Genomic DNA, 26,529 nt, shown 5'->3' with positions numbered 1-26,529 from the left:
GGACCGCTGCTTCAATTTCTCAGTTGATTTCACGGATTTTTACGGATAGTGCGGATTCTTTTAAAACAAAATTCCAATGATTTCTAAAAACTATTTCACGGATACTTGCTAAGACTGCGTAGTATTTATAATGCGTTTCCACTTTAAACTCTTTTCTCCAAAGTTAATTAGTAAACCAACCTCCTTGTTTGTGGCTTTCAAATAGTTGATCACCTGGCTCTCTAGACTCTTGTTTAAAAAAGCCACTGATTTTAATTCAACTATAATTTTGTCATAGCAAAGAAAGTCAGCTTTGAAATATTTCTCCAGTTTTTCACCTTCGTAATATAAATTTAGCTTTTTCTGTTCTTCAAAGGGGATTTCTTCCTTCCTGAATTCTTTGACTAAAACTTCTTGATAAACTGACTCCAGGAATCCACTGCCAAGGTTTTTGTGAACTTTCATGCACGTACCAATAATCCCAAATGTTTCCTCTTCAAAAAGCAATTTGCTCATCCGTGTAATCCGCTTTAATCTGTGGAATGTCTTTTCGTGAAATCAGCTAAAATCCGTGTGATCTAATTATTCGAAATAATTCAAAGTCTTAAACCCACCTTCTTTTAAGTACTGGTCTTTTTGCATTAGCTTTATATCACTAGCCATCATATCTTTTACCAGGTCTTTTAGATCGTACTCGGGTGTCCAGCCTAGTTTGTTGTTTGCTTTGGAAGCGTCTCCTATTAATAGATCAACTTCTGTAGGTCTGAAATATTTTGGATCTACCGCCAGCACTTCCTTGCCTGTTTCTAATTGAAATTTATCGTTGCTACAAGATTTTACATAAGCCTTTTCATCAGCACCCTCACCTCTAAATTCGAGTTCTATTCCGACTTCAGCAAAGGCCATTTTTACAAAATCTCGAACCGGAGTAGTTTTTCCGGTTGCGATCACCCAATCTTCTGCTTCTTCGGCTTGCAGGATCATCCACATCATTCTTACATAATCCTTGGCATGTCCCCAGTCTCTTTGTGCATCCAGGTTACCTAAGTAAAATTTATCCTGAAGTCCTAAAGCGATCCTTGAAGCTGCCCTGGTGATCTTACGAGTTACAAAAGTTTCACCTCTTAGCGGAGATTCGTGATTAAACAATATTCCGTTACATGCATACATGTCATAAGCTTCACGGTAGTTCACCGTGATCCAGTATGCATACATTTTTGCAACTGCGTAAGGCGAACGTGGATAAAACGGTGTAGTTTCAGTTTGTGGTACTTCCTGAACTTTTCCATATAATTCAGAAGTAGAAGCCTGGTAGATACGGGTTTTCTTTTCCAGCCCTAACAAGCGAACTGCATCCAGGATACGTAAAGTCCCCAATCCATCAGCATTTCCAGTATATTCCGGAACTTCAAATGATACCTGAACATGACTCATCGCAGCCAGGTTATAGATCTCATCTGGTTGAATTTCCTGAATAAGACGTATAAGATTTGTAGAATCGGTCATATCACCATAATGCAGGATAAAGTTTCTTTTATCTTCATGTGGATCCTGATATAAATGATCAATCCTATCGGTATTAAAAAGAGATGATCTTCTCTTTAATCCGTGAACTATATATCCTTTTTTTAATAGGAATTCACTTAAATAAGCTCCATCCTGTCCGGTCACACCGGTAATCAATGCTACTTTATTCATTATACTCTTTAAAACTAGTACTCTCGTATTAAGTAAGGGGTGAGTTAGTTACTTCCAATTCCTGATAAACCTTTTTTACATCCTGGGAACATTTTTTACTCAGCACCAGATTAGCGTCTTCTGTACAAACCAAAATAGAATTTTCAAGACCTACAAAAGCAGTATACTTATCTGAACCTATTACCATATTGCCATAGGCATCTTTTTCATGTCCTTGCTCAATTAGATAATCATAGATAGCTTCAAAGCTTCCCATATCACTCCATTCAAAACCTGACTTCATAACCTTTATTTTATCGCTCCTCTCCATAACTGCATAGTCCACACTGATTGAAGGAATTTTTAAGGAGTCTTCCAGATCTAATGCACCTTCCTTATTATTAAACCAGGCTTCACTGGATCTGGTGAAAACTTCCGGCTCATATGTTTTTAATTCTTCTAAGAACATTCCAGCCTTAAAACAAAACATTCCGCTATTCCAGAGAAATTTTCCGCTATCAAGAAAAGTTTCAGCGGTTTCCAAATCTGGTTTTTCTCTAAAAGATTTTACATCATCTCCATTGAATTCTATATAGCCATATCCCGTTTCAGGTTTTGTCGGCGTGATACCAAAAGTGACAATATTATCTTCTTTCGCCAATGCTATTGCTTCTTCAACTGCTTCATTATAAGCTGCGCCTTCAACAATTATATGATCTGCCGGAGTAACGAGTAGAATATCTTCAGGATATGCAGAAAAAGCTGCAAATGCTATTGCCGCCGCCGTGTTCCGTGGGGTTGCTTCAATAATACTGGAATGATCTATCGTCCTGGTTTTAATTAAAGCTTCCTGCGATAAATGATCATTATCAACATTTCCAACGATAGTTAGGTTATCGCAAAACTTTTGATTCCGTAGAACTGATAGCTCAAAGAGCGATTTCCCTCCAAACAGGTCTATATATTGTTTTGGTCTTGACTTTCGAGAGAGCGGCCATAGTCGGCTACCAACTCCTCCAGTTAGTAATACATGAATGATCTTAGACATAATTTAACAGGGCTTCGCCTCCGTGAGTCACATATTGAAACTCTCGTAACAAAATTTTCGATAAAACCTGATTGAAATTCTTTGATCTGGTTAGACCAAAGACACATAAGTAGGGTTAGGCGGATCAGGTTGATTAGAACTTGCGAAATTAATCCAGATAATCCATATCGTCAAATTCAAAACGTTAAAAATTTTAACTTTATTTGAACTCAATCATTTTTAGACAGAACACATAAATCACTGATAATCAATTATTATTAAGAATATATCAATCTTAAACTTAAGAAGTTAAGTTAATTATCAAGGACATGATTTATTGCCATTTAATTGATAATTCCTTAAATTTTGAAATTCATAATACTGAAGAAAATTTAGACATTTCATTAAAGTTAAAACCGATATTTCAATTCCGGGTGGAATTATTCCCTCAAATAGTTCACAAGAGCTAGATTTCTAATTCCGGGAGTAAATTTCATTTCAACTTTATCAATTATTTAGTTTATTTTATAATTGATTAGCAAAACATCTGAAATACCCAATAAATATTAAACCTGAATATCAGGACTCCTAAATTCAGTAAATCACGGCTCAAATTGAATACCTTGTAAAATTTATATTTTCTATGTTTGTGAATTATCTACAATTATAGCTAAAACTTATCTTATAAATTGAAAGATTCTATTACAGCCCCTCAACAGTATTATAAGTTCCCCTTAACCGATGTAAAAATCGAAATAAGCAACAACATAAAAGAGGTCGAGGATCCACTATATGTTGATGATTTCTATCGTGTAACTCAGAACGAATTTTTAATGGAAGTTGATGATGTAGGCACATTCTATGCTGCTAACGGGAATTTTATATCCATATGCCTTAATGAACAAGCTAAAAGAGAGACTATTGAACTTTACTTAAACGGCTCAACCTATGGAGCAATTTTGCATCAACGGAAAATTATGCCCATGCACGGGAGTTGTTTTGTTTATGGTAATAAGGGAATTATGTTTTGCGGGGATTCCGGAGCCGGAAAATCTTCACTTACCGCAGCATTTGTTCTGGATAATAATGAATTTTTGACAGATGATATTACTCCAATAATTATAAAGAATAATCAGGCTTTGATCTGGACTATGAGTGACCGTATTAAATTATGGGAAGATAGTCTTAAGCAGCTTAGTCAAAGCAAGGAAAGTTTACGTAAAATTGACCCTGAGACCGAAAAATTTTACTTTCCCTTAGCATCATATACTAAAAGTCATTTTACCCTTGATCATATTTTTTTATTGGATATTCACGACAATCCTTCTATAAGCATAAAGGAGATGGATGGTGTAGAAAAAATTATGACTTTCCGAAAGGAAATATATCGGCTGGAATATATGTTTGGGATGCCCGAGAACGAACCCTCTTTTTTCAATAATCTGACTGCTATGTGTAATTTCACCAAAGTCACAAAACTATCCAGACCTAAGCACATACCAATTCAACAAACTCAACAGGCAATCGCGGACTACCTGGACAAATTTTATAAAACAGATTAATCCAGTTTCATGAGTGCAATATTTGGAATTATAGATTTTGAGGGTCGACCTATTCAGGATGAATGGATAACTTCCATGCAGAAAGATCTGGCTCACCGAGGACCAGACCGGCAGGCTATATACCGCGAAGAATCCATGTTCTTCGGACACATGTTATTACAGGTTACTCCGGAATCCATCTATGATAAATCACCTTATGAAGAAGATGGATTTGTGATCACAGCTTATGCGCGTCTTGATGAACGCGAGGCGATCATGGATAGAATTGGCACGCCTCTATCGAAACGAGAAACTATCACCGACCCTCTCTTACTTTTACGGTCTTATATCAAATTCGGAAAAGATTTTGTCAAAGATATTTATGGGGATTTTGCCTTTGCCATCTGGAATAAGGATAAAAGAGAGATTTATTGTGCACGAGATCAAATTGGAATTAAACCATTTGTCTATTATTTCGAAGACCATCGTCTTATTTTTTCCACTGAATTGAAATCGCTTGTAGAATTAAGCATCGTCTACACTGAAATTAATCATACTAATATACTGCAAGACTACTTTGATTCTCAGGCTAAACTTGGTACTACCATCTGGAAGAATATAAAAAGACTTCCTGCAGCTCATTATTATTCAGCAACTTCAGAAAAGTTTGAGCTCTCGAAATACTGGACTCTGAAATATCTAGAAAGAGGACAGTATAAAACTGTTGAAGAAAGTGGCACAGCTCTTAAAATTGCCATGGAACGAGCAATTAAGAATAGAATGCGTACTACTTCGGAGGTAGGAGTTCCTTTAAGCGGAGGGCTTGATTCCAGTTCTATCGCTTGTGTGGCTGCAAGGATAGCTAGGAATAAAAATAGAGAAATCTATTCAGTTTCCTCCATGTTGGATCCGGCAAAGAAAGACAATGATACGCAGGACGAAAGCGAATTCATAAACGCAATACTTGCTAAGGAGAAGAATATCAAACCAGACTACTTTGATAGTTCGCAATTACAGTTCCTAAGTAATCTTACATCTAGATTTGATAGACATTATGCTATTTACAGTCCATTTAATTATGTGGATGAAGCACTTTACAAACGATTTGAAAAAGTGAATGTGCGTCGTTTGTTGTCTGGTTTTATTGGTGATATGACCGTTTCAAATAGAAGTCTATTACCATTGCCTCATTTGCTAAAAGATTTCAAACTTAGAAAGCTAACTTCTCTTAGCTTACAAATAAAAGACACAATGGGTCTTTCTAATTTTGAATTACTGAAATATCATTTAGTTGCTCCATTAAGCCCAACTTCTGTCAAAAGAGTCTGGAGTATGAGAAAAGCTGCCGATCCAGATCATGAATTTGAAATACCCGTCCACCTAGATCACCCGGAGCATAAGAGAATATTAATGAACATGAAAAGCCGAAACCGTTATATTTCGGAATACAGTTTTAGAATTGAAGATCACATATTACCCACCGATACTGAGTCATTCAGAGAAGATTTCGATACCGGTTCCTCTCATTATCAAATTGAATATACCTATCCATTAATGGATAGAAGGGTACTGGAAGTATTGATGAAAGTTCCTATTGAGCATTTTTACGCACGTGGGTTTCAAAGAGGTTTAATTAGAGAAGCTATGCAGGATTATATCCCATCCATCATTCGGAAAAGAAAGGATAAAGGATATTATTCACCAGGTTTTACCAGCATCATTCGTAAGGATATTCCTGAAATTATCAATACTATAGAAGAAGGAAATAAAAAACATCCGGAATTGCAGAAAAGATTTGACATTGAAAAAGTAGTATCTAATCTTAAAGAACTTGCAGAACAATCCAGCGCCGAAATATTCTTGGCTAATCAATGGAATAATTTATATATTGCCATCTGGATACTATATGATATCTGGAATTTAAATAAAAAATATGGAGAATAAAGCACAATGGTCTAAACCAGGAATTAAGAGCGAGCTACCTATTAGTGAAACTTTAGGAGCTAAAGCGTCTGGAAATGCGGATACTAATAATGGTGGAAATAATCCAAGATCTTAATTTTTACCTCATCATAATAGAAACCCTGAAAATATAAATTTTCAGGGTTTCTTCCGTTTTACGTAATCCAGACTTATTTAGTTTTATTTAGAACATTCTCTCACATACAAAATTATGTCACCCGTTTCAATTCAGTAATTCGATTGGACAAACATTAGAGGTTTTGCTATATATAGATTGCCACGTTAGTTATTAGCAAATAATTCAATAGTTCAATCTTCTCTATATAATGCACTTCAGTTTTGAACTAAATTGAAATCCAATCGCTCAATTTTTGTTTAACGCATATCCGCAATTATCCACTTATTTTTCAAAAACCCTACTATGTCGACTCTTTTATTTCACGCTTCTTCAAGCATGGTATAGTTGTCTCGGCTTGGTCAATTAAGGAGAACCTGTGTATTTCATCGAGTATATATTTAGGTTATCGAGTACTTCCGAATTTACACATAACAGTTAAATATTTTACAATAGTTTAGTCAAAAGCTGTAAAATCTCAGTGAAATAGGCTTGTATGCTTAATTAAACATTTTCTAATTTTTAGTGATTGATATATGATAAATAAGGTGAATAATAAGGTACTTTCCAGCAAAATCGGCAATGAGGCTGTTCTAATGTGTATGGAAGCCGAGTCTTATTATGGTCTTGATCCTGTAGGGAGCAGAATCTGGGAGTTATTAACTGAGTCACCCAAAACTGTCGAGGAAATCATTGATGTACTTTTACAGGAATATGAAGTAGATCAAGAAACCTGTAGTAGAGATGTTCATAGTTTTATTGATGAGATGATTTCGCGAAAGCTCATTCTCAATGAATCGATTGCAGCATGATAGGTTCATTTTTACCAGCGAGGAAGTTATCATTTTCAGAGATCATTCTACTTCCAGAAGCAATATTACTTCTTTTCATATACCGCTTAAAAGTTAGTTATCAGGCTTCAAGGAAATGGATGCCAGCACCTGTTTCAGAAACTTCTCACAGCAGAGGTGAAGCTAAAATAGGAAAAGCCTTATTAATAGCTACCGTAATTAATGGTCTGGAAAATCGTACACCCTGGAAAAACACCTGTTTGATTAAAGCACTTGCAACCCGAAAAATGCTTGAACGACGATCTTATGACAACACCTTACACATAGGAGTAGCACCAACTCCTCACAAAAAGTTTAGAGCCCATGCCTGGTTATCTATAGAAGGTACTAATATTTTAGGAGGTGAACATCTGGACGATTTTTTCGAAATATCTGGATTCCAATAGATAAATAAAAGAAAATTGGCAAACCTTACTTTTCTAAATCGTGAAGTTCTTCATCAACGTCACCGCTTATCTCATCAGCAGATCGATGCGCTACTAAATGAGAATCGCAGTAAGGAGTATCTTCAGGAAAAATACCATCTGCTTTTTCAGGTAGGTGAATTTGTCAAGATAACAGATGCCTTCCGAAAGTCTACGATACCATTCATTCCATTAAAAGGTCCGATGCTATCTTACCGGCTTCACCAAGATGCTGGTTACAGGTACTCCAATGACCTGGATCTATTGGTTTCTACTAAAGATATTGAAAGATGTATTTCTATACTCGAATTGCATGGCTACAAAACAGCCCTCTTCCCCTGGCCGGATAATTCAAAAAAAAGAAAAAGATTAATAAAACTGTCAAATCAAATATTGCTTTCAAATCCTGAGAACAATATTAACATTGAAATTCACTGGAAATTATTTAAATCCAGAGTTACTGATGATCGAACTCTTGCAGAAGTAATTAAATCAAATACCAGAAACCTAATATTTCAAAATCGAAGCTTCCAGATTTTTGATAATGAATTGGAACTATTGTATTTAATTATTCACGGCGGGAAGCATGCCTGGTTTAGGTTAAAGTGGCTCGTTGATGTAAAATATTTTTTAGAAAACATCACTTTTGACAAACATAAATTTGTGGAGCTGACTACCCAATTGAATGCGACCCGCATGGTAGCCCTCTGCAATTCAACCCTGGAAAAATACTTCCCTGAATCTTCTCTAGTACCCTGCTTACCTGAAAGAGATATAGCAAAACTTTCTGATTTTGCGATCACACAAATCGAATATGAAGACTATTATAGTAAATCATTTCTGGATCGAATTAAGACATATTTTTTTGAACTGAAATGCTTTCCAGGCTTCAGATTTAAATTAAGTACTATTGCAATAATATTCTACGGAAAGTATTCCAAAGTGTTCGAGTTCTATCGCAACTGATTCTTTTTGTAATTTCCCTCGGAAGAATTCATTTCTCAAGCATTCGTTTTTATATGAAGATTGATCCTTATTTTACTAAAAGCCTGAAAATGCTTTTGAATTTTCGTCCGGGAAAAATTCTACTTCTTTTTACTTTAACGCTTTTTCTTGGAGTATTTTCCGGACTCTCGATTGTTCTCCTGATACCACTCTTACAATTATTAACTCCTGAAAATAGTGATAATCAGAATCCAATTGCAAAATTTTTTAAAGAGCTGGCAGAGCAGGTCAACTTTCAATTAAACCTGGAAACCATTCTTATAACTTACGTCTTGCTACTGTCGTTTATGGCAGTTTTGCAATTATGGAAAAGCTTGCTAGATGCCAGATATCAACAAAGGTTTATATACGAGATACGAAACAGATTATTCCGGAAGATCATTAAGGCCGACTGGCAGTTATTAAACAATCGAAGCAAAACTGGTCATTTGCAGGTTCTAAGTACCGAAATTCCCAATCTGGCTGATTATTTCTTTTTTATCATGCGGGTACTTACCGGTTTAATTATGGCAGGATCTTACCTGGTTTGGGCAATGTTCGTCTCAAGTAAGTTTACGCTGTTCATTTCCTGTGTTGGAATACTAATTTTCATCTTGCTCCGTAAATTTATGTTCAGAGCTTTTGATCTGGGTGGGAGATTTTTGGATTCCTATAATCATCTTCTCAAATATATTGATGACTTCTGGACCACCGTGAAGATGGCTAAGGTCCATGGATCTGAAGCTTTTTATTACAACAAATTTGAATCAGTTTCTTCATCCCTTTTAAAACTGGATATGAAGATGCAGAAAAACAGCGCTTACCCTACTTTTTTCTATCGAATTTCAGGAATCATAGTTCTTACTTTAGTAGTTTATGTAGGTTATAAATTTGATCTAATTCCTCTAACCTCATTTTTTATATTGATTATATTATTTTCAAGGGTTTACCCGCAGTTCACAACGATTAGTACCGATATCAATATTATTATAAGCAATTTCGCTTCCGTACGAATGGTTATGCAACTAGATGAAAACTTTTCTGCTACTAACGTAGAATTTTCTACCCCCAAAAATGTAATTCGGTTACAAAATGAACTTCGAATTACAAATCTGAATTTTTCCTATGATAATGAAGAACTATTTCACGATTTTAGTGCCAGAATACCCGCGTTCTCTCTTACAGGAATCATTGGTGAATCAGGTAAAGGAAAAACGACCTTAATAGATTTGATCGCTGGTTTACAACAACCAAAATCTGGCGAAATATTGGTAGATGATGAGATACTTGAAGATGAAAACTTACAGAGTTGGAGACATCAAATTGGATATCTACCTCAGGATGCCTTTTTTATAGATGGAACTTTACGTGAAAATCTAATTTGGGACAATCCGGGGAAAATATCAGATGAAGAGATAAAGAATACTTTAGTACAGGTACGAGGTTCACATCTTTTAGATCGCTTAGAAAGCGGACTCGATGAAGTGATCGTGAATTACCAATTTCATTTTTCAGGAGGTGAAAGACAACGTCTTGCACTCGCCCGGGTTCTATTAAGACAGCCGCAGATACTTCTGCTCGATGAAGCTACTTCATCTCTGGATGAAATAAGCGAAAAGCTAATTATGGAACTTCTGGTACAATTAAAGAGTGAGATCACTATTTTGTTCGTAACACACAGGCTTTCTATTTTACCTTTTTGTAACAAAGTTATTAAACTCAGGTAATTAAACGCTCGCTCGAAGATTGTCAAAAGTGAAGGAAAATAACTGAAATATGAGGTATTCGGAAGTTAGTACCACTTCCAAATACTTACAATCTATTTCATGCCTGCATGACTAGCATTTATAATAGGGAATTTATGCTAACTACTTAAATACCAGCTTATCGTTTCCGTCAACGCATCTTCAAATTCTGATTCTGCTTTCCAGTTTAATTGAGACCTGATCTTATTAGCATCAATAGCATACCGCTGATCATGTCCGGCTCTATCCTTTACAAAGGTGATCTGCTCACTATAACTTCCGGAACCCTTTGGTTTAAGTTCGTCCAGCAATTTACAGATCTTATAAGCAAGCTCTATATTCTGCATTTCCGCATCACCTCCAATATTATATACTTCCCCAGCTCTACCATGCTTATACACAAGATCTATCGCTTCACAATGGTCGTCAACAAACAACCAATCCCTTACATTTTTACCATCGCCATAGATAGGAATATCCTCCCCGCTTATGGCCTTTCGAATAATAGTTGGAATCAGTTTTTCTTTATGCTGCTTTGGACCGTAATTATTGGAGCAGTTCGTAATAACCGTATTCATTCCATAAGTATGATGGTAACTACGCACCACCATATCTGAAGCGGCCTTGCTTGCCGAATAAGGAGAGTTTGGAGCATACGGGGTTTCTTCAGTAAAATACCCGGTTTCCCCAAGGCTTCCATATACCTCATCTGTAGAAATATGGTGAAACCTACAATCTCTAAATTCTTCCCTGTATTCAAAAGGCGCTTTCATCCAGGTCTTAAATGCAACATCCAGAAGATTAAAAGTTCCGTTCACATTAGTTTCGATAAAAACACCTGGATTGCTAATAGAATTATCTACATGCGATTCCGCAGCAAAATGAACAACTCCGTGGATATTATGATCCTGAAAGATCTTTTCCAGCAGCTCACGGTTGCGGATGTCGCCTTCTATAAATTGATACCGAGGATTGGATTCCACTTCGCTAAGATTCTCCAGATCACCGGCATAGGTAAGCGCATCGAGATTAATAATATGTTGTTCCGGAAATTGTTCCAGGTAATAAGGTATAAAATTGGAACCTATAAAACCTGCACCACCGGTAACCAGGATCGTTTTGTTTAGATCGTTCATTGTCCTGCTCTCTTTAATAAATATTCACCATAGGATGATTTCCCCAGTTTTTCTGCCAGTTGCGCCAGATCCTGCTTGCTTATATAGCCTTTTTCATAAGCGATCTCTTCCAGGCAGGCTACTTTGAGTCCCTGTCTTTTTTCCAGGGTATGAATAAAATTCCCTGCCTCAAGCATAGACTCATGTGTTCCTGTATCCAGCCAGGCATATCCCCTGTGCATGATCTCCATTTTCAGATTACGATCATCAAGATATGACTGGATCACCGAAGTGATCTCCAGTTCCCCACGTTTGCTAGGCTTTACATTTTTTGCGACTTCCACAACCGAATTTGGGAAAAAGTACAGACCTACGATCGCATAATTGGATTTTGGTATTTCCGGCTTCTCTTCCACACTTAGAACGTTCCCTTCAGCATCAAATTCTGCCACCCCATACCTGGACGGCTCGTTTACGTAGTACCCAAAAACTCCGGCTTTCTGCTCCTGTTCCACCGTAGCGACCGATTTCCGAAGTAGACTTGTAAATCCGTGTCCGTAGAAAATATTATCCCCCAGAATTAGAGCAACGTCATCTCCATCTATAAATTCTTCCCCGATGATAAAAGCCTGCGCAAGACCATCTGGTGATTCCTGTACAGCATATTGAAAGTTCATGCCAAGATCACTTCCATCACCTAGCAGTTTTTCAAAGTTACTTCTGTCCTGTGGTGTTGTAATAATTAGAATTTCCCTGATCCCGGCAAGCATTAATACTGAAAGCGGATAATAGATCATGGGCTTGTCATATACATTTAGTAATTGCTTGGACACTCCTTTAGTAATGGGGTATAATCGGGTACCTGAACCTCCGGCAAGAATAATTCCTTTCATTTTCTAAAATTTATATGGCATTGCTGCAAATCTAGCTATTTCACCAGAAACCAGTTATTCAGCAGGTTTTCGCGATTATACAACATTTCTTCGCCTGTATTATGATCATACACAGTCATACCTGCAAAAGTACAGATCGCCTGTCCTGCAGCCGTATCCCACTCCATAGTAGGAGCAAAACGCGGATACTCATCTGCCTTACCTTCGGCTACCATACAAAGCTTTAACGAACTTCCCTTTGAAATACTATCCACTTCGCCGTGCTTTACTTCCAGCTGACTGATATAATCTTTAGTTTCTTCGGAAAGGTGAGATTTACTCGCTACTACGGTAAATTTTTTATTCAAATTTTTCTTCGGAAGTTTTACTGCAGAAGATTCTAAACTTTCCATTCCGTCGAAATCCACGATATCATCTACCTTAAATGAACCTATATTCTCGGCAGCAAAATACAGTTCCTTAAGCGCCGGAACATAGATCACTCCCATCACGGGTTTTTGATCCTTGATAAGCGCAATATTTACGGTAAACTCACCATTTTTCTTAATAAATTCTTTCGTGCCATCGATAGGATCTACGATCCATAAGCTGGACCAGTTCTTACGTTCTTCATAGGAAAGATCCCTTCCCTCTTCTGAAAGCACCGGAATATCTGTAGCTGCAAGATGGTTCATGATAATTTCATGCGCAGCCAGATCGGCTTTTGTAAGCGGAGAATCATCATTCTTCAATACTACTTCAAAGTCTTCATGCTCATAAATTTCCATGATCCGCTTTCCCGCTTCTAATGATGCTTTGATCGCAATCTCCAAGTTCTTTTTCATAATCGATTTCTCTACTAATCCCTGATATTAATGATAGTATTCAGAAAACCACTTCAGGTACTCTTTTATACCATTTTCGATATTAACCTTTGGTTCATATACGTAACGCTGCATAAGCGGCCGGGAGTCTGCCCAGGTTTTATTTACATCCCCCTGCTGCATGGGCATCATATTCTTTTTAGCTTTAATCTCCAGCTGTGTTTCAATTTGCTCAATAAAATCCAGTAATTTTACCGGTTGGCTATTTCCAATATTAAATATGCGGTTTAGTGCATTTTTATCAGTTTCTGAATCATTGATCACCGCATTCACTCCATTAATAATGTCATCTACAAAGGTAAAGTCTCTCTCCAGGTTCCCCTCGTTAAACACCCGAATGGGTTCTCCATTTTTGATAGCATTTACAAATAGAAACATCGCCATATCTGGTCTCCCCCAGGGTCCATATACTGTAAAAAATCGTAGACCTGTACAGCGAATTCCGTAGAGATGACTATAGGTATACGCCATCAGTTCATTGCTGCGCTTCGTTGCCGCATATAAACTAATAGGCTCATCTACCCTATCTTCTTCGGAAAATGGAACTTTTTTATTCTGTCCATATACACTGGAAGAACTGGCATAAACGAAATCTTTAATATTATAAAGTCGGCAACAGTCCAGAATGTTAGCAAACCCCACAAGATTACTATCTACATAAGCCTTAGGATTTTCAATGCTATAACGTACTCCCGCCTGCGCAGCAAGATTGCATACCAGGTCAAATTTATAAATTTTAAAAAGTCCAGGTAAGTTTTCGCGATCCTGAAGATCCATCTTATGGAATATAAAATCGGGATACAGCTCACTATTCACCGGCTGATTATAAGCGGAATCTGCCGTCGTAATAATTCCTAGTTCTGCGAGGCGTGCTATTTTAAGGGATGGGCAGTAATAATCATTGAGATTATCCAGACCAACTACCACATGTCCTTCCTGCAGAAGTTTTTTGCACAGGTGAAATCCAATAAATCCGGCTGCTCCGGTAACTAATATCTTCATAAAGATTATAAGCTCAAACGATCAAAAACTACAGAAAACAATCTGTGTCCTGTCAGTTCGCTGCTAAAATATTGGATTAAACCGATAAATTATAATTTTAAGGAGCTAAGTGTTTCTAAACTACGTCGTGCACGCTTGCGGTGAGTATCCAGCCAAGTTCTTCGAGGATAAGTTTTAGCTTTTTGTCACCAACCTCTTTGATCACTGCCGTTTGATTCGCCATTTTACCAGACTTTAGTTTAACCTGATCTCCGGCTTTAAACTGGGTAACCTCCAGATCTGATATCTTATCATTATTAAGCCAGGACCGTATAGCTTCGATCTCAGCATCCTTGGCGATCGCCGGCTTATTGAGCCATTGTAAAAAATTTACCACTCCGGGGGCATCAAAAACTCTTGACCTCTCACTTTCAGCAATATTTACAAATATATAGGATCGGAATAACGGAACGGTGACTTTCTTCTTACGGTCGCTCCACTGACGGACTTCCACGATCGTGGGACAAAACACCTCTATTCCCATTCTGGATAGATATTCTGAAGTTTTGATCTCGTGTTTCGATCTTGTTCTTGCTACGTACCAGGGCATACTGCGACGGTTTTAATGAATGTTCGGTTTCACAGTAGGGTCTAGAAACTATGCTTTCGCGAAGTTCGGAAATTTCTGGCAGGGGAACAATTTTTTGCGAGCTTCAAATTAACACCTCTTACATTGCTAGAAGTTGTGGAACTGAGGTTCATTAAATGCTTGTGATTTCACGGAGCGAGCAAAAAAAATTCCGAAGATATTATGCTGTTAAGCTACTTTTTGGTTCTGGACGGTCGGATTTGATTTTACAGGATTTCTTAGACAGACTCCCTCCGACAGGCTTCCTTCGACAGACTCAGGATGGCCGCATAAGCATCTTAAATGTAGTAGGAAAATATACTAAGATTTACTGAGATGAAAATTTATTTAATAGACGCCTTTGAGAGTTTCCTGGGGCAAGCTCCCTTCGACAGGCTCAGGATAGCAACATTGATAAGAAGTCTTACATAAGGTCGCTGGAACCTTATTCGATTTCCTATTCCCAGAATTTCTTCGGCAGACTTCCCTCGACAAGCTCGGGACAAGTTTCTCGCCCTAACAATATGTAAAACAAAAAAAACCCAAACTTTTCAGTTTGGGTTTTTAACATTTTTGTTGGCCTACTAGGGCTACTATACTTTTTTAATAGTTTTTAACCAGTATTAACGCTGTGTATTAGCGTGTGACTACCATTGGTTTAATCCTGTTTAATCGATGTTAATCAATTTTATAAAATTTTTTTCCCCCTATAGAGCCCCCTGTTTAATCAATTTTAATTAGTTTTAATAAGAATTCCACTACATTCTATTAATTTCAGTTCAAATATATGCAGGTATCCTTCACCCTTCGAAAAGATAAAATCACTAAAAGTGGGCTGATGCCTGTAAGAATGTTGATTACTTCTAATGGCGAGAGAATTCGAAAAAGTGTGCGCAACGTAAAAACCCTAGAGAAGTATTGGAAGAATCAAAGAATTAAACCTAACCTGAAATCTGAGGATTATAATTTTCATGTAGAATATAATAAACAGCTAGATGATCTGGAAAATAAGGTTAAACTAATATTTCGATATGCTCTTTTGAATGATATCGAAGCTGACAAAAATTATATTCTGCAACAGTTAGAGAACAAAAACTTTGGCAAAAACTCCATCGCTCCCAAATTCATTAAGTCGTTTGATGAATTTATAGAAACTAATCGCAGCTCTAAAGCAGAGGGTACAATAAAAAAATATGTATCAACCATAAATTTTATAAAAGACTTCCAAAAGTATTCAAATTACGATCTAAGCTTCAATAATATCGATTTGAATTTCTATGAAAAATTCCGTGATTATGCTTTCAATGAAAGGAATACTCTAAATAATTATTTTGGAAGACTCATAGCTGGAATCAAAACCTTTATGAACTGGGCTTATGAAAGGAATTATCATGAGAACCTTGAGTTTAAAAAGTTCAAAACGATTCATAATACTATCGAAGTTATTTACTTAACGATGGATGAACTGATGGCGCTTTATAACTATAAGTTCGATTCTAAAAGATTAGAGCACGTTAGAGATTTCTATTGTATGGGTGCGTTCACCGGGCTACGTTTCAGTGATTTGAGCCAACTAAAGCCATCTAATATTTACCCTGATGAAATTCGGCTGAGTATTCAGAAAACTAAAAGCATAGGGCATGTAACACCTCTCAATAATTTTTCTAAAGCGATACTTAAAAAGTATGCCGGCACCATCTACGAACCTATTCCTTCAATTTCTGGACAAAAATTTAATAAATACATAAAGGAATGTTGCAAAAAAGTGGGAATAGATACACCAGTTAATACTACAAGATATATTGGTCAAAGACGAGTAGATAAAGTACAGCCAAAGCATGAGCTCATCACTAGTCACACCGCCAAAAAGACCTTTATTACAAATTCTCTATTCCTCGGAATGAAGGAAATGGTTGTTCGAAATATAACTGGAAATATTGATGAAAAATCATTTAAGCGTTATGTAGAAATTGCTGAAGATTTTAAAAAGCAGGAAATGGATAATACCTGGAATAAGCTTTAAAAAATGCGATTTAATAATAAAACTAAGGTGAGACACCTAAAAAAACTTAAATATAGATATCCCGTATTATTCCATAAAATCATGTACTTGGATGATATAAATCATCTAAATCCAATAGATAGATCATTCTACTTTATTCAATTAAGGGAGAAATTTTATAGAATAAATAAAAATAATATAGGTGAGGATGAATGGATTGATGAAGAAGGTATTATTGAAATTGAAATAAAAGATTTTAGACCTGTAGGAATTAAGAAAGAATATACTTGGGAGAAATTCATCAGCGATATAGATGAATATTTGGTAAACAAAATTAAAGCTTCATTAAATACTCTAAAAATAAGCTATGGACTCTCCGATCTTGACTGGGTATTGACCAATCCAAAACCTATTTTACTGAACGATCCTAATTTGCTAGCCATTTCACCATTTCTTTTTACTCTGAAAGATTGGATGAAAATAATAAAAAACGATCTTTCAAAAATTTATGGAAAGTCTGAACAAAAGATTATTAATAATAGAGATTTAAGTAAACAGGCTAAATTAGCGTTTAAAAGAAAATTAAGCTCACTACCCAATGAAATTGAAATTCGAACTGGAACGAATTCAATTAAAGATTACAAACAGAATTTTACCTGGGTATACCTTAAAATGTACAAAACAGACCTTTCATGGTTAATTTTAAATCTCGATTTTCAGCAGAATTTAGGTAAAGAAAACATCTATTTGTATCTAGAAGGATTCGTTACACGAAACAAAAAACAAAGACTAAGAAATTTACTTGCTTTTAATTATGATAAAAAGAAAATCTATACAATATTTTTCATATGGCTCGATATAAAAAAACAAAATAAAGAGAAAAGAGAATTAATAAAGGAGTTCATAGACACGTTTCATTCCTCAAGCAACAATTTTGAGGAAATGAATATCCCTAATTTAAGCGTTTTTAAAGAATCAAGATATGAACTATTATCTTTAATAAAATTTCTATCCAATTGGCATAAAAATAAAAATAGGGACAAAACACCTACTGAAGAAATAGTTAAGTTTAAAAAGGTAGAAAATCTTTTACCCCTGTTTAGAAAGCTTCAATTGTTTCAAGAAATTAATAATCCAAAAACCTTCCGAGATTATTATTACAAAAAGACAGAATTTCCAAACGAAGCTGTAAAAAGAATAAAACATCATTTGCACTAGAAGAAATAATACTCCTCATTAGACTAGTCATAGTCTGAGATTATATACCACAAAAAAATGTGGTATAGCACTTTTTTATAGCATTAATAGAATTTAGCGAAACAAAACAGAAATGAATTGTTTAACTAAATCTATTAATTATGTACAAACCCATTCTTTATGGTTTCACAAAAAAAGACCTGGAACATACTGTTGAATTGGTCGTAAACAGGATTCGGAAAACCGAGTTAGTAAATCAGACCGTTATAGATCCAGAAGAAGATCGACTTTCCCAAAAAGAGGCAGCTAAATTATTTGGTAAAACTGAGCAATGCTTAATTGGATGGAGGAAAAAGAAACTTATTCCATTCTATAAAATAGCAGGTTCCGTATTCTATTCTAAAAGAGAACTTCTCGAAACCGCTCGAAGAAATCCAGACTTGGTTAAATCATAACCAAAAAAACGTGGAGCTGTCACTCCACGTCTAATTCTTTTTACAACCGTTTAACTAGTTGAAAGCTATGCAAATATACGGCTTTTCAACAAAAAATTCATTTTATGAAAGCTAAAAATATTTTCTATGGATTTGAAAACCCAAAGAACAAAACCGTTTACCATCAAACTTCAGATTACATCTTTTCCAAATACAAATTGCGCTACAATGAAATTTCCCATGATTACGAATTACGACTTTTAAATAATACTAAATGGCGAATATTGAATTTACAGTCTTTATTAATTGAACTTGAAAGTGAGGGCATAAAAATATCAATAGCTAAACTCGAAATCTTTATCAAATCTGATTTTATAGAGTCCTATAATCCTATGCGCGATTATTTTGAGAATTTACCGGAGTGGGACAAAGTTGATTGGATAAAAAAATATGCAGAATTTGTCCCAGTAGAATTTGCGGACCAATTCCAATATCACTTTAAAAAGTTTTTAGTACGTGCTGTAAGATGTGCATTAGAACCTAATTATGTAAATAAACAATGCTTTGTCTTGGTACATCCAGGTCAGAATTCTGGTAAAACTTCCTGGTGTAGAGACATTTGCCCACCTGGATTGAAGGCATATTATACTGAAGAAATTGGCCGGGGAAAAGATGCAAACATTCAATTAACCAGGAATTTCCTAATTGTTTTTGATGATTTTGATGGTGAAAATAAAAAAGACTTGGGTTCGCGGAAAGCTATGATGTCCAAGATGAGAATCAACGAGAGACTACCTTATGATCGTAAAAATTCTAAACTCCCACGCATATGCTCATTTCTCGGATCTACTAACGAATTCACATTTCTGAAAGATGAAACTGGCTCTGTTAGGTGGCTTTGTTTTGAATTGAAAGGTAAAATAGATTTCACTTATAAATCAGAAATAGATATAAATAGCATTTGGGCTCAGGCCTATTATTTAGCCTATAAGGATAAATCTTTTGAGCCAACCTTAACTCTGGAAGATATCCGATTAAATGAGATTCGAAATTCTAAATACCGAGAATTATCTCAGGAAGAAGAAATTCTTACAAAGTACTATTACCCAGGAAAAGAAATGACTGATTTCTTAACTGCAACAGAAATTACCAATGACCTTAATTCTCTCAATTTGTCTTTAAGTAAGATAAATATGGGAAGAGCACTTAGCGCTCAAAATTTTCCGAGAGTGAAACATCCAAAGCGACAACTGTATGGCTATTTGGCAAAACCTCTATTCAAAGTTAGCCCTTGGGAATTAGAAAATAAATAAATATTAAAATCATCTTACCTATTTACCTAGATAAAGGTGGTTCCCTAAATATCAAGTATTTCAAATAGGTAAGATTAATGAATTAAAGTCACCTTCAGCTTACCTCAATTAGAGACCTTAGGTAAGACAGGCGACTTAATTAATCATTGATTCCAACTACAAATAATTGATTATCAATACATAGGTAAGAAGGTAATTTAAAATTTTAAAATATGAAAAAAACGATAAATTGTGAGTCAGCCAAAAAAATCGACTTACTTGATTTACTGCAACAATTGAATGCAGTATGTAAAAGAGAAAATAATAATGAAGCCTGGTTTCTCAGTCCTTTCCGTAACGAAACTAAACCCTCTTTTAAAGTTTCAAAAAGATTAAATAAATGGTATGATCACGGGGAAGGAATCGGGGGAAACCCTATTGACTTGATTACCCATTTAAAAAATTGCTCAGTAAGCAGTGCATTAAGCTTTTTGGGCGAGGGTTCTTTTTCTTTTCAACAGCAGAAAATTTCAAGAGGAAAAGAGGAATTTAAGTATGAAGTCCTTAAAGAACAGAATTTACAGAATAGAGCGTTATTAAATTATCTGAAATCCAGAGGTATATCTCAAACTATAGCAAAAACCTATTGTTTTGAAGTTTACTTTAAGTGCCAGGGTAAGAATTACTTCGCCATTGCATTCAGAAACAATTCAGGTGGTACAGAGCTTCGCAATAAATATTTTAAAGGTTGTAAAGGCGCAAAAGATATTACCACTATAAATAACAACTCACACACAGTAAAAATTTTCGAAGGTTTTATAGACTTCCTTACTTATCAGGATTATTTTTCCTTCAATTCAAATGCTTCTGATTTTATCATTTGTAATTCCACAGCATTAGTTCGAAAAGCAACTCCCCTCCTAAAAAATTATAACTCTATAGAGATATTCTTTGATAATGATGATGCCGGTAGACGTGGTTTCAATTTCCTAAAGAGTTGTAGAACAAACGTCATAGACAATAGTCAGAAATACAAAGATTTCAAGGACTTAAATGAATTTATCATGAATTCTCAACCTCATAAATAATTAATTAAACAGAGTGGCATTTCAAGAGGTGTGCTTGTGGCCCAAAGGCCAAAACACACTCTTGTTTTGCTCATTCTATTCACAAAAAGAAAACAAAAAAAATGAAACAAGTAGTTACAAAATTTCGATGTACCATTTTTGAAAAAAAACTTATAAGAATAAAAGCCAAAAATGCTTCTTTAAGTGTTAGTGAATATTGCAGAAGATCAGCTATGGATAAAAAAGTCGTTCAAAGGTTAACCGAAGAGGAAATTGAAATATATCAGAATCTGGTAACATTCCACAACAACTTCAAATGGATTGGTAATATGTTTAGGAAAAAAGATCCAGGTCTAACCAAGGCGGTATATGATTTAGCTGATGAAATAAAAGAACAATTAAAAAAATTAAATAAATGATAAGTAAAGCCTCTTGTTTATCCCACACTAAAGCTTCCATTAAATATGGATGGAACAATGAAAAAGACGCTGAAATTGTGTTTAATCAAAATTTAATAGGAGATAATCCTGCAGAGATCTCAAAGGAATTTGCAATGATTCAGCGATTGAATACGGTTTGTATTAAAAATACTATAAGTATTGTAATAAGTCCCTGCATAGAAGATAAAGAAAAATTGAATAAGCGATTGTTGAAAAACATTTGTGAACGGTTTATGGAGAAACTTCAATTTGGTGATCGTCAAGCCATAGGATTCACCCACAACGACAAAGCACATTTGCATATTCACCTTTACTGTAACCGCATCAATTTTCAAGGTAAGGCTTATAATGATTCATTTATTAGCAAGGAATGTCAGAGAATTGCAAAAGAAATAGCAAAAGAGTTGAATCTTACTACTGTCGAGGAAATTCAAATAAGGAAAAGAAACAAAACAAAAGCCGTACGAAATGAAATCCTTAAAAATCATCAATCGGTAATAAAGAAAAAACCGAAAACTATAGATGAATATTTCAAACTTTTAAAACAAAAGGAAATTGAAGTCAGACCGATTATCAATAAATCAAACCAGTTGCAAGGATTCCGATACAAATTCAAAAACTCAGAATTCAAAGGCAGCGAAGTAAATTGGAAATTGACAGGTTCTAATTTAATTAAAGAATTATTTCTTGACTCGAAAACTATTAAAAACAGGAAAATTGAAATAGGGTCTGACCTTTATAGTTTACATCCTAGTCTAGAAAAGGCGTTAAAACGCGATAACGGAAATAACAGAGGAATAAATAGATAAGTATGGCAAAAATTGAAGAAATAGTCGGTTTAATGACCGAAGAAATTGCTGAATTCAGAACATCAGTAGAAAAATTAGCTGAGATAAATAAAAAACTATCTCAAATGAAAGTAAAGCTAGATTTAGATGATGTAAAAAACACTTTAACTAAAAACCTTGAGGAGCAGAATAAAAAACAGGAAAGATGCCTTTGTCATCTTCAAGAAGTAGTAACAAAAACTGTAGATTCTCAAGAACAACCACGCTGGATGATTATCTCTAAATTATCTCTTGCTCTGCTATCCTTGCTTTTTGTATCCTATTCAATTTATAAAATCAGTTCTATCCCAGATATAGAAAAGGCAGCATATGATAAAGGCCAGGAGCAGGTTCTAACTCATGTTAAAAAATTTCTCAGCGAGAATAAAGATGCTAGTCACATTTATAATGAATGGTTAACCAAGAGCAATTGATCATTAAACCTAATTAATTCCTTTTGAATTAGAGACTTCACCTCTTTTTTCTTTAGCAAAACTAGCCAGTTCATTTTGATAAGCGCCTTAAAGCCGCGATGCTTTTTACACGCTTTTATCATAATGAATTGGCTTTTCTGTTATGCACGAAAAAAAAATGTTGAAATTTTAATTAATTAAAACCTGAATATTATGAAAGATCAGAATTCTAAAAAATGTTTAACTAATCAAGAGATTATGGAGCATATTATGAATGATATAGAGAAAATTGATATCGGCAGATTTGATTATATCTACATCCCAAATAAATCCGATTTTACTAAAGCAATGACACACTCAATACTAGAAACATGTAAAAGACTCGATTTGAGAGTCGTACGAGAGGTAGATATCAAAATGCCAGAACATATAAGAATAGCCCACAAAAGAAAGACCTGCATTGGGAAAGTAGATTTCATAATAATTAACCCCGATGAGAAAGATATTGCGATTGAATTAGATAGTTCTAATAAGCAATACAATTACAAAAAACTGGAGGTATCTGCAGAGATTGGCTACAAGGCCGTTTGGATCGTATGGAAAAGAAATACATCTGGTAAACCCTACAAGTCTTCTTATAAGGATGATCATAGCCAAAAAAATCATGAATTAGGATTTGTGAACAATAACGTAAGTATTTTAAGACACACTTTTCATCCCAATCTGAAATAGAAGGCCTAGGCTCTTTCTACTAGGAAAGAGTCTTTTTTTGTTGATTTTGATGATATGCATTTAACAATCATTCAACACATTTTACTTGTCTAGTTCCAGATATTATTAATATAAAAAACCCCATAATATAATATTTATTGAATATTATATTAATGGATTAATATTTTAAAGCTTTATAGTATAAAACCTATTCAACCTTAAAACAGAAAAAAATTTATATCGACCCAAGTCCCAATTTAGAATCTCAGAAGATGATTGAAATGTATTTCACAATTAAAACCATTAATGATATTGAGGGCTTTGTTTATTCGGAAGAGGAATTTTTAAAGAAGTTTAAAAACGGCTATCCTTTCAATGATTTAAGAACTGCGAAATATTACGCCATTTATAAAGACCGATGTCACAACCAGGAATTTGAGATTATTATCAATAGCAGGACTCTACTATATGAACATCTAAACTCACCTATTGCTATCTGCAACGGATGTAATATTACTCAATCTACAAATGACTCCATATTTAATTCGTCTGTATAGTTCCCATTTTTTTCATTATGTAATAGGCATTTTGATGTATGATTTTTTTCCAGATTTACCTTGATAATTTCAATATTTTAATTGCCCCACGCATCACAAATGTGAAGACAATACCGCCAATGATCAAATCTGGCCATTTACTTCCTAAAAAATAAACCAAAACACCCGCCAAAATTACTCCGCCGTTCACGATAATATCATTTGAAGTAAAAATGGCACTGGCTTGCATGTGGACTTCGTTACTTTTAGCTTTGTTGATTAGCCATAATGAGATTAAGTTTCCGGCAAGTGCCAAAGAAGAAATAATAATCATCCACTGGAATAAAGGAGTTTCACTACTCATAAAAAACCTGCGCAAGACTTCTGTAAATCCAAGAGTCGCCAGTAACATTTGAAAGTACCCACTAAATTTTGCGACCTTCTTTTTTCTTGAAACTGCACCACCTACTGCAAATAAACTCAGCGCATATACTATCGAATCTGCCAGCATATCAAGAGAATCGGCGATAAGGCCCATCGAAGAAGATATCCAACCCGTAATCATTTCAACAAGAAAAAACCCAAAATTAATACCCAACACCCACCAAAGAATATTTTTTTGTTTGGTTTCGTTTTCCATAACTGGAACTTCCGCCTCTTCTGATCCTATAAATTTATCACCTAATTTTAATTCTGAAATCGAGGAATGAATGTCTTGAATCCCTTCATGATGATATACTTCAAGTTTTCTATTGGGGATATCAAAATCAAGATACTTTATCTGTTCATAAGATTCTAGTTTCATCCTGATCATCTGCTCCTCGGAGGGGCAGTCCATTTGACTGACTATGAAGGTACTTTTGTTCATTTTTTATAAGCTAAAAGTCTTAATGCATTAAATACTACCAAAAGTGTGGAACCTTCGTGTATAACTACCGCTACTCCAATATTTGCGAAACCAAAAATTGTTGCGGGGATAAGCAAAGCCACAATTCCAAGACTTACCCATAGATTCTGCTTAATAATTGCCTTAGCTTTTCTACTTAATCCAATAGCAAAGGGAAGGGTTTCCAATTTATCGGCCATAAGAGCAATATCAGCGGTTTCTAAGGCAACATCACTTCCCGCAGCACCCATAGCGATTCCTACGGTGCTATTTGCCATGGCAGGCGCATCGTTAACACCATCGCCTACCATTGCTACTTTAGATTCTTTCTTTTTCAGTTTTTTTATAGCTTCTACCTTTTCTTCCGGCAATAAACTACCCCAGGCATCGGTCAATCCTATTTCTTCTGCCACAGCGTCTGCTACCTTCTGGTTATCACCGGTAAGCATGATCATTCGTTTAATTCCTATTTCCTTCAATTCAGAAAGGGTCTTCTTTGCTGCCTCCCGTGGGGTGTCCATTAATGCAATGATGCCTATATATTTTTCATTCTTACGAAGAAGCATCGTGGTGTTTCCACCACCTTCGAGATCGCGTACTTTTGTAATTATTTCTTCCGAAGGATTAGTATCATTTAGTTCTTCATATAGATCCAAATTACCAACATAGATCTTATCATTTCCCAAAGTTGCTTTAATACCTTTTCCTAACACGGCTTCCAGATTGGAAGCATCCGGGCTTTCCTCGCCTTCCAGGCGCTCCTTTCCATCACGAACTACTGCTTTGGCCAGGGGATGATCACTTAAACTTTCTACGGCTACTGCTATTTTGAGAAGTTCATTTTCTGAAATATCCCCAAGTTGTACTACTTGCGTAAGTTTTGGCTTTCCTTCCGTTAGAGTGCCGGTCTTATCAAAGGCGAGGGCGGTCAATTCTCCCAAATCCTCTAGTGGTCGGCCTCCTTTAATTAATACACCACCACGGGCCGCTCTGGCCACTCCACTCAATACAGCACTCGGGGTCGAGATTGCCAACGCACAGGGACTTGCAGCTACCAGTACCGCCATTGCCCTGTAAAAGCTGGCGCTAAAGGGTTCGTCAATAACTAAAAAAGCGAACAAAAGAATTCCGACCAAAATAAGAACGGATGGCACAAAATATTTTTCGAATTTATCGGTGAGCAACTGGGTAGGCGATTTTTGAGTCTGAGCTTCGTTAACCAGTTTCACCAACCGGGAAAGCGTTGAATCTTTGGCTGCTTTGATAACTTTAATCTCCAAAGTATTGTTCCCATTGATCGTTCCTGCAAAAACGCGGTTTTCATCTTTGATATCATCTACCTCAGAGTAATCCTTCTCAACATTTTCTACGGGAACTTTATCTACCGGTACACTCTCCCCGGTTATTGGAGCCTGGTTTACACTACTCTGCCCGTCTACCACTACGCCATCTGCTGATATTTTACTATTTGGTTTTACGACAATGATATCTCCAATAGTGAGTTTTTCGATACCAACTTCTTCCGTTTTACCATTTTTCTTAACCAAAGCTGTTTTTGGTGCCAATTCTGCCAATGCGGCTATAGATTTGCGTGCTTTGTTCATTGCATAATACTCCAGGGCATGCCCCAGGCTGAAGAGAAATAATAATAATGCCCCTTCTGCCCATTCTCCCAAAATAGCTGCTCCAATAGCTGCGACCAGCATGAGAAAATCAATTTCAAATCCACCTTTGGCTACGGTTTCCACAGCTTCTTTAGCAGTATAAAATCCTCCAAAGAAATAGGCTCCTATATAAAGTGCAAGGCTAATCCATTGCGGAACTGATTCTACAAAGGATAATCCAAAACCTATTCCTAACAAAACACCACAAATAATAGCAAAAATAAGCTCTGTATTTTTCCCAAAAATACCTCCGTGTGCGTGGGAATGTTCTTCACCTGCCCCGTGGCTATCAGCC

At 35.6% G+C, this 26,529-nt stretch carries 27 protein-coding genes; 17 read left to right on the top strand and 10 right to left on the bottom strand.

Going from position 1 to position 26,529, the window contains the following annotated elements; all coding sequences use genetic code 11:
• Nucleotides 1–108: 108 nt before the first annotated feature.
• The 3 genes from ACNI3T_RS09095 to ACNI3T_RS09085 all read right to left on the bottom strand — a co-directional run bounded on the left by ACNI3T_RS09095 (nt 109) and on the right by ACNI3T_RS09085 (nt 2,704).
• Nucleotides 109–495, bottom strand: a complete 387-nt coding sequence (locus ACNI3T_RS09095) for a GxxExxY protein (RefSeq protein ID WP_418227522.1) — start codon at nt 493–495, stop codon at nt 109–111.
• 66 nt (nt 496–561) lie between these two features.
• Nucleotides 562–1,677 (bottom strand): GDP-mannose 4,6-dehydratase, encoded by a 1,116-nt coding sequence (gene gmd, locus ACNI3T_RS09090; RefSeq protein ID WP_418227521.1) that lies wholly within the window; start codon nt 1,675–1,677, stop codon nt 562–564.
• A gap of 28 nt (nt 1,678–1,705) precedes the next feature.
• Nucleotides 1,706–2,704, bottom strand: a complete 999-nt coding sequence (locus tag ACNI3T_RS09085; protein ID WP_418227520.1) for a mannose-1-phosphate guanylyltransferase — start codon at nt 2,702–2,704, stop codon at nt 1,706–1,708.
• A 668-nt stretch (nt 2,705–3,372) separates the two neighbouring features.
• Between ACNI3T_RS09085 and ACNI3T_RS09080 the strand changes: the two genes are divergently transcribed.
• From ACNI3T_RS09080 to ACNI3T_RS09050, 7 genes are all read left to right on the top strand, one after another.
• A complete protein-coding gene (locus ACNI3T_RS09080) occupies nt 3,373–4,245 on the top strand; it encodes a hypothetical protein (RefSeq protein WP_418227519.1) in 873 nt (290 codons plus the stop codon).
• Between the two features lie 9 nt (nt 4,246–4,254).
• Nucleotides 4,255–6,168 (top strand): asparagine synthase-related protein, encoded by a 1,914-nt coding sequence (locus ACNI3T_RS09075; RefSeq protein WP_418227518.1) that lies wholly within the window; start codon nt 4,255–4,257, stop codon nt 6,166–6,168.
• Entirely contained in the window at nt 6,158–6,283 is a 126-nt protein-coding gene (locus ACNI3T_RS09070) for a hypothetical protein (RefSeq protein ID WP_418227517.1), read from the top strand. The genes ACNI3T_RS09075 and ACNI3T_RS09070 overlap by 11 nt, the downstream gene beginning before the upstream one ends.
• Before the next feature lie 554 nt (nt 6,284–6,837).
• Nucleotides 6,838–7,113 (top strand): PqqD family protein, encoded by a 276-nt coding sequence (locus tag ACNI3T_RS09065; RefSeq protein ID WP_418227516.1) that lies wholly within the window; start codon nt 6,838–6,840, stop codon nt 7,111–7,113.
• Nucleotides 7,110–7,538 (top strand): lasso peptide biosynthesis B2 protein, encoded by a 429-nt coding sequence (locus ACNI3T_RS09060; RefSeq protein ID WP_418227515.1) that lies wholly within the window; start codon nt 7,110–7,112, stop codon nt 7,536–7,538. The genes ACNI3T_RS09065 and ACNI3T_RS09060 overlap by 4 nt, the downstream gene beginning before the upstream one ends.
• Before the next feature lie 15 nt (nt 7,539–7,553).
• Nucleotides 7,554–8,522: a nucleotidyltransferase family protein gene (locus ACNI3T_RS09055; RefSeq protein ID WP_418227514.1), complete on the top strand. Its 969-nt coding sequence runs from the start codon at nt 7,554–7,556 to the stop codon at nt 8,520–8,522.
• A gap of 89 nt (nt 8,523–8,611) precedes the next feature.
• Nucleotides 8,612–10,267: an ABC transporter ATP-binding protein gene (locus tag ACNI3T_RS09050; RefSeq protein WP_418227513.1), complete on the top strand. Its 1,656-nt coding sequence runs from the start codon at nt 8,612–8,614 to the stop codon at nt 10,265–10,267.
• Nucleotides 10,268–10,404: 137 nt separating this feature from the next.
• On the opposite strand, the gene rfbB is transcribed toward ACNI3T_RS09050, so the two are convergent.
• The 5 genes from rfbB to ACNI3T_RS09025 all read right to left on the bottom strand — a co-directional run bounded on the left by rfbB (nt 10,405) and on the right by ACNI3T_RS09025 (nt 14,747).
• Nucleotides 10,405–11,421, bottom strand: coding sequence for a dTDP-glucose 4,6-dehydratase (rfbB, locus tag ACNI3T_RS09045; protein WP_418227512.1), 1,017 nt, complete (start codon nt 11,419–11,421; stop codon nt 10,405–10,407).
• Nucleotides 11,418–12,293 (bottom strand): glucose-1-phosphate thymidylyltransferase RfbA, encoded by an 876-nt coding sequence (rfbA, locus tag ACNI3T_RS09040; protein WP_418227511.1) that lies wholly within the window; start codon nt 12,291–12,293, stop codon nt 11,418–11,420. Before rfbA ends, rfbB begins: the two co-directional genes overlap by 4 nt.
• 35 nt (nt 12,294–12,328) lie before the next feature.
• Nucleotides 12,329–13,117, bottom strand: coding sequence for a 3'(2'),5'-bisphosphate nucleotidase CysQ (gene cysQ, locus ACNI3T_RS09035; RefSeq protein ID WP_418227510.1), 789 nt, complete (start codon nt 13,115–13,117; stop codon nt 12,329–12,331).
• A 27-nt stretch (nt 13,118–13,144) separates the two neighbouring features.
• Nucleotides 13,145–14,158 (bottom strand): NAD-dependent epimerase/dehydratase family protein, encoded by a 1,014-nt coding sequence (locus tag ACNI3T_RS09030; protein WP_418227509.1) that lies wholly within the window; start codon nt 14,156–14,158, stop codon nt 13,145–13,147.
• 115 nt (nt 14,159–14,273) lie between these two features.
• Complete coding sequence (locus ACNI3T_RS09025; protein WP_418227508.1) at nt 14,274–14,747, bottom strand: UpxY family transcription antiterminator; 474 nt, start codon at nt 14,745–14,747, stop codon at nt 14,274–14,276.
• 805 nt (nt 14,748–15,552) lie between these two features.
• Between ACNI3T_RS09025 and ACNI3T_RS09020 the strand changes: the two genes are divergently transcribed.
• The 10 genes from ACNI3T_RS09020 (at nt 15,553) to ACNI3T_RS08975 (ending at nt 23,705) form a co-directional block, all read left to right on the top strand.
• On the top strand, nt 15,553–16,788 hold the full coding sequence (locus ACNI3T_RS09020; RefSeq protein ID WP_108170448.1) for a phage integrase SAM-like domain-containing protein: 1,236 nt from the start codon (nt 15,553–15,555) through the stop codon (nt 16,786–16,788).
• 87 nt (nt 16,789–16,875) lie between these two features.
• A complete protein-coding gene (locus tag ACNI3T_RS09015) occupies nt 16,876–17,985 on the top strand; it encodes a hypothetical protein (protein WP_418227507.1) in 1,110 nt (369 codons plus the stop codon).
• Between the two features lie 140 nt (nt 17,986–18,125).
• Nucleotides 18,126–18,419: a helix-turn-helix domain-containing protein gene (locus tag ACNI3T_RS09010; protein WP_418227506.1), complete on the top strand. Its 294-nt coding sequence runs from the start codon at nt 18,126–18,128 to the stop codon at nt 18,417–18,419.
• 104 nt (nt 18,420–18,523) lie between these two features.
• Entirely contained in the window at nt 18,524–19,711 is a 1,188-nt protein-coding gene (locus tag ACNI3T_RS09005) for a VapE domain-containing protein (RefSeq protein WP_108170451.1), read from the top strand.
• Between the two features lie 212 nt (nt 19,712–19,923).
• Nucleotides 19,924–20,778, top strand: a complete 855-nt coding sequence (locus tag ACNI3T_RS09000; protein ID WP_418227505.1) for a toprim domain-containing protein — start codon at nt 19,924–19,926, stop codon at nt 20,776–20,778.
• Between the two features lie 101 nt (nt 20,779–20,879).
• The gene (gene mbpA, locus ACNI3T_RS08995; protein WP_108170453.1) at nt 20,880–21,176 is read left to right on the top strand and encodes a mobilization protein MbpA; all 297 of its coding nucleotides are present in this window, start codon (nt 20,880–20,882) and stop codon (nt 21,174–21,176) included.
• Complete coding sequence (locus ACNI3T_RS08990) at nt 21,173–22,006, top strand: relaxase/mobilization nuclease domain-containing protein (protein ID WP_108170454.1); 834 nt, start codon at nt 21,173–21,175, stop codon at nt 22,004–22,006. The genes mbpA and ACNI3T_RS08990 overlap by 4 nt, the downstream gene beginning before the upstream one ends.
• A 2-nt stretch (nt 22,007–22,008) precedes the next feature.
• Entirely contained in the window at nt 22,009–22,458 is a 450-nt protein-coding gene (locus ACNI3T_RS08985) for a DUF6730 family protein (RefSeq protein WP_146167168.1), read from the top strand.
• A 192-nt stretch (nt 22,459–22,650) separates the two neighbouring features.
• Nucleotides 22,651–23,169: a hypothetical protein gene (locus ACNI3T_RS08980; RefSeq protein WP_418227504.1), complete on the top strand. Its 519-nt coding sequence runs from the start codon at nt 22,651–22,653 to the stop codon at nt 23,167–23,169.
• 260 nt (nt 23,170–23,429) lie between these two features.
• Nucleotides 23,430–23,705, top strand: a complete 276-nt coding sequence (locus ACNI3T_RS08975) for a hypothetical protein (RefSeq protein ID WP_418227503.1) — start codon at nt 23,430–23,432, stop codon at nt 23,703–23,705.
• A 55-nt stretch (nt 23,706–23,760) separates the two neighbouring features.
• On the opposite strand, the gene ACNI3T_RS08970 is transcribed toward ACNI3T_RS08975, so the two are convergent.
• Complete coding sequence (locus tag ACNI3T_RS08970) at nt 23,761–24,552, bottom strand: cation efflux transmembrane domain-containing protein (protein ID WP_418227502.1); 792 nt, start codon at nt 24,550–24,552, stop codon at nt 23,761–23,763.
• Nucleotides 24,549–26,529: heavy metal translocating P-type ATPase (locus ACNI3T_RS08965; protein ID WP_418227501.1), on the bottom strand; the 1,981-nt coding region annotated here is incomplete at its 5' end. The genes ACNI3T_RS08965 and ACNI3T_RS08970, both read right to left, overlap by 4 nt.

This window comes from Christiangramia qingdaonensis, from assembly GCF_048381525.1.
GTDB lineage: Bacteria > Bacteroidota > Bacteroidia > Flavobacteriales > Flavobacteriaceae > Christiangramia.
This window is presented reverse-complemented; position numbering and strand designations above follow the sequence as displayed.

Coding starts and splice junctions, on each gene's coding strand:
- ACNI3T_RS09095 (WP_418227522.1), bottom strand. CDS start 495: ATGAGCAAATTGCTTTTTGAAGAGGAAACATTTGGGATTATTGGTACG.
- gmd (WP_418227521.1), bottom strand. CDS start 1,677: ATGAATAAAGTAGCATTGATTACCGGTGTGACCGGACAGGATGGAGCT.
- ACNI3T_RS09085 (WP_418227520.1), bottom strand. CDS start 2,704: ATGTCTAAGATCATTCATGTATTACTAACTGGAGGAGTTGGTAGCCGA.
- ACNI3T_RS09075 (WP_418227518.1), top strand. CDS start 4,255: ATGAGTGCAATATTTGGAATTATAGATTTTGAGGGTCGACCTATTCAG.
- ACNI3T_RS09070 (WP_418227517.1), top strand. CDS start 6,158: ATGGAGAATAAAGCACAATGGTCTAAACCAGGAATTAAGAGCGAGCTA.
- ACNI3T_RS09065 (WP_418227516.1), top strand. CDS start 6,838: ATGATAAATAAGGTGAATAATAAGGTACTTTCCAGCAAAATCGGCAAT.
- ACNI3T_RS09060 (WP_418227515.1), top strand. CDS start 7,110: ATGATAGGTTCATTTTTACCAGCGAGGAAGTTATCATTTTCAGAGATC.
- ACNI3T_RS09050 (WP_418227513.1), top strand. CDS start 8,612: ATGCTTTTGAATTTTCGTCCGGGAAAAATTCTACTTCTTTTTACTTTA.
- rfbB (WP_418227512.1), bottom strand. CDS start 11,421: ATGAACGATCTAAACAAAACGATCCTGGTTACCGGTGGTGCAGGTTTT.
- rfbA (WP_418227511.1), bottom strand. CDS start 12,293: ATGAAAGGAATTATTCTTGCCGGAGGTTCAGGTACCCGATTATACCCC.
- cysQ (WP_418227510.1), bottom strand. CDS start 13,117: ATGAAAAAGAACTTGGAGATTGCGATCAAAGCATCATTAGAAGCGGGA.
- ACNI3T_RS09030 (WP_418227509.1), bottom strand. CDS start 14,158: ATGAAGATATTAGTTACCGGAGCAGCCGGATTTATTGGATTTCACCTG.
- ACNI3T_RS09025 (WP_418227508.1), bottom strand. CDS start 14,747: ATGCCCTGGTACGTAGCAAGAACAAGATCGAAACACGAGATCAAAACT.
- ACNI3T_RS09020 (WP_108170448.1), top strand. CDS start 15,553: ATGCAGGTATCCTTCACCCTTCGAAAAGATAAAATCACTAAAAGTGGG.
- ACNI3T_RS09010 (WP_418227506.1), top strand. CDS start 18,126: ATGTACAAACCCATTCTTTATGGTTTCACAAAAAAAGACCTGGAACAT.
- ACNI3T_RS09005 (WP_108170451.1), top strand. CDS start 18,524: ATGAAAGCTAAAAATATTTTCTATGGATTTGAAAACCCAAAGAACAAA.
- ACNI3T_RS09000 (WP_418227505.1), top strand. CDS start 19,924: ATGAAAAAAACGATAAATTGTGAGTCAGCCAAAAAAATCGACTTACTT.
- mbpA (WP_108170453.1), top strand. CDS start 20,880: ATGAAACAAGTAGTTACAAAATTTCGATGTACCATTTTTGAAAAAAAA.
- ACNI3T_RS08990 (WP_108170454.1), top strand. CDS start 21,173: ATGATAAGTAAAGCCTCTTGTTTATCCCACACTAAAGCTTCCATTAAA.
- ACNI3T_RS08985 (WP_146167168.1), top strand. CDS start 22,009: ATGGCAAAAATTGAAGAAATAGTCGGTTTAATGACCGAAGAAATTGCT.
- ACNI3T_RS08980 (WP_418227504.1), top strand. CDS start 22,651: ATGAAAGATCAGAATTCTAAAAAATGTTTAACTAATCAAGAGATTATG.
- ACNI3T_RS08975 (WP_418227503.1), top strand. CDS start 23,430: ATGTATTTCACAATTAAAACCATTAATGATATTGAGGGCTTTGTTTAT.
- ACNI3T_RS08970 (WP_418227502.1), bottom strand. CDS start 24,552: ATGAACAAAAGTACCTTCATAGTCAGTCAAATGGACTGCCCCTCCGAG.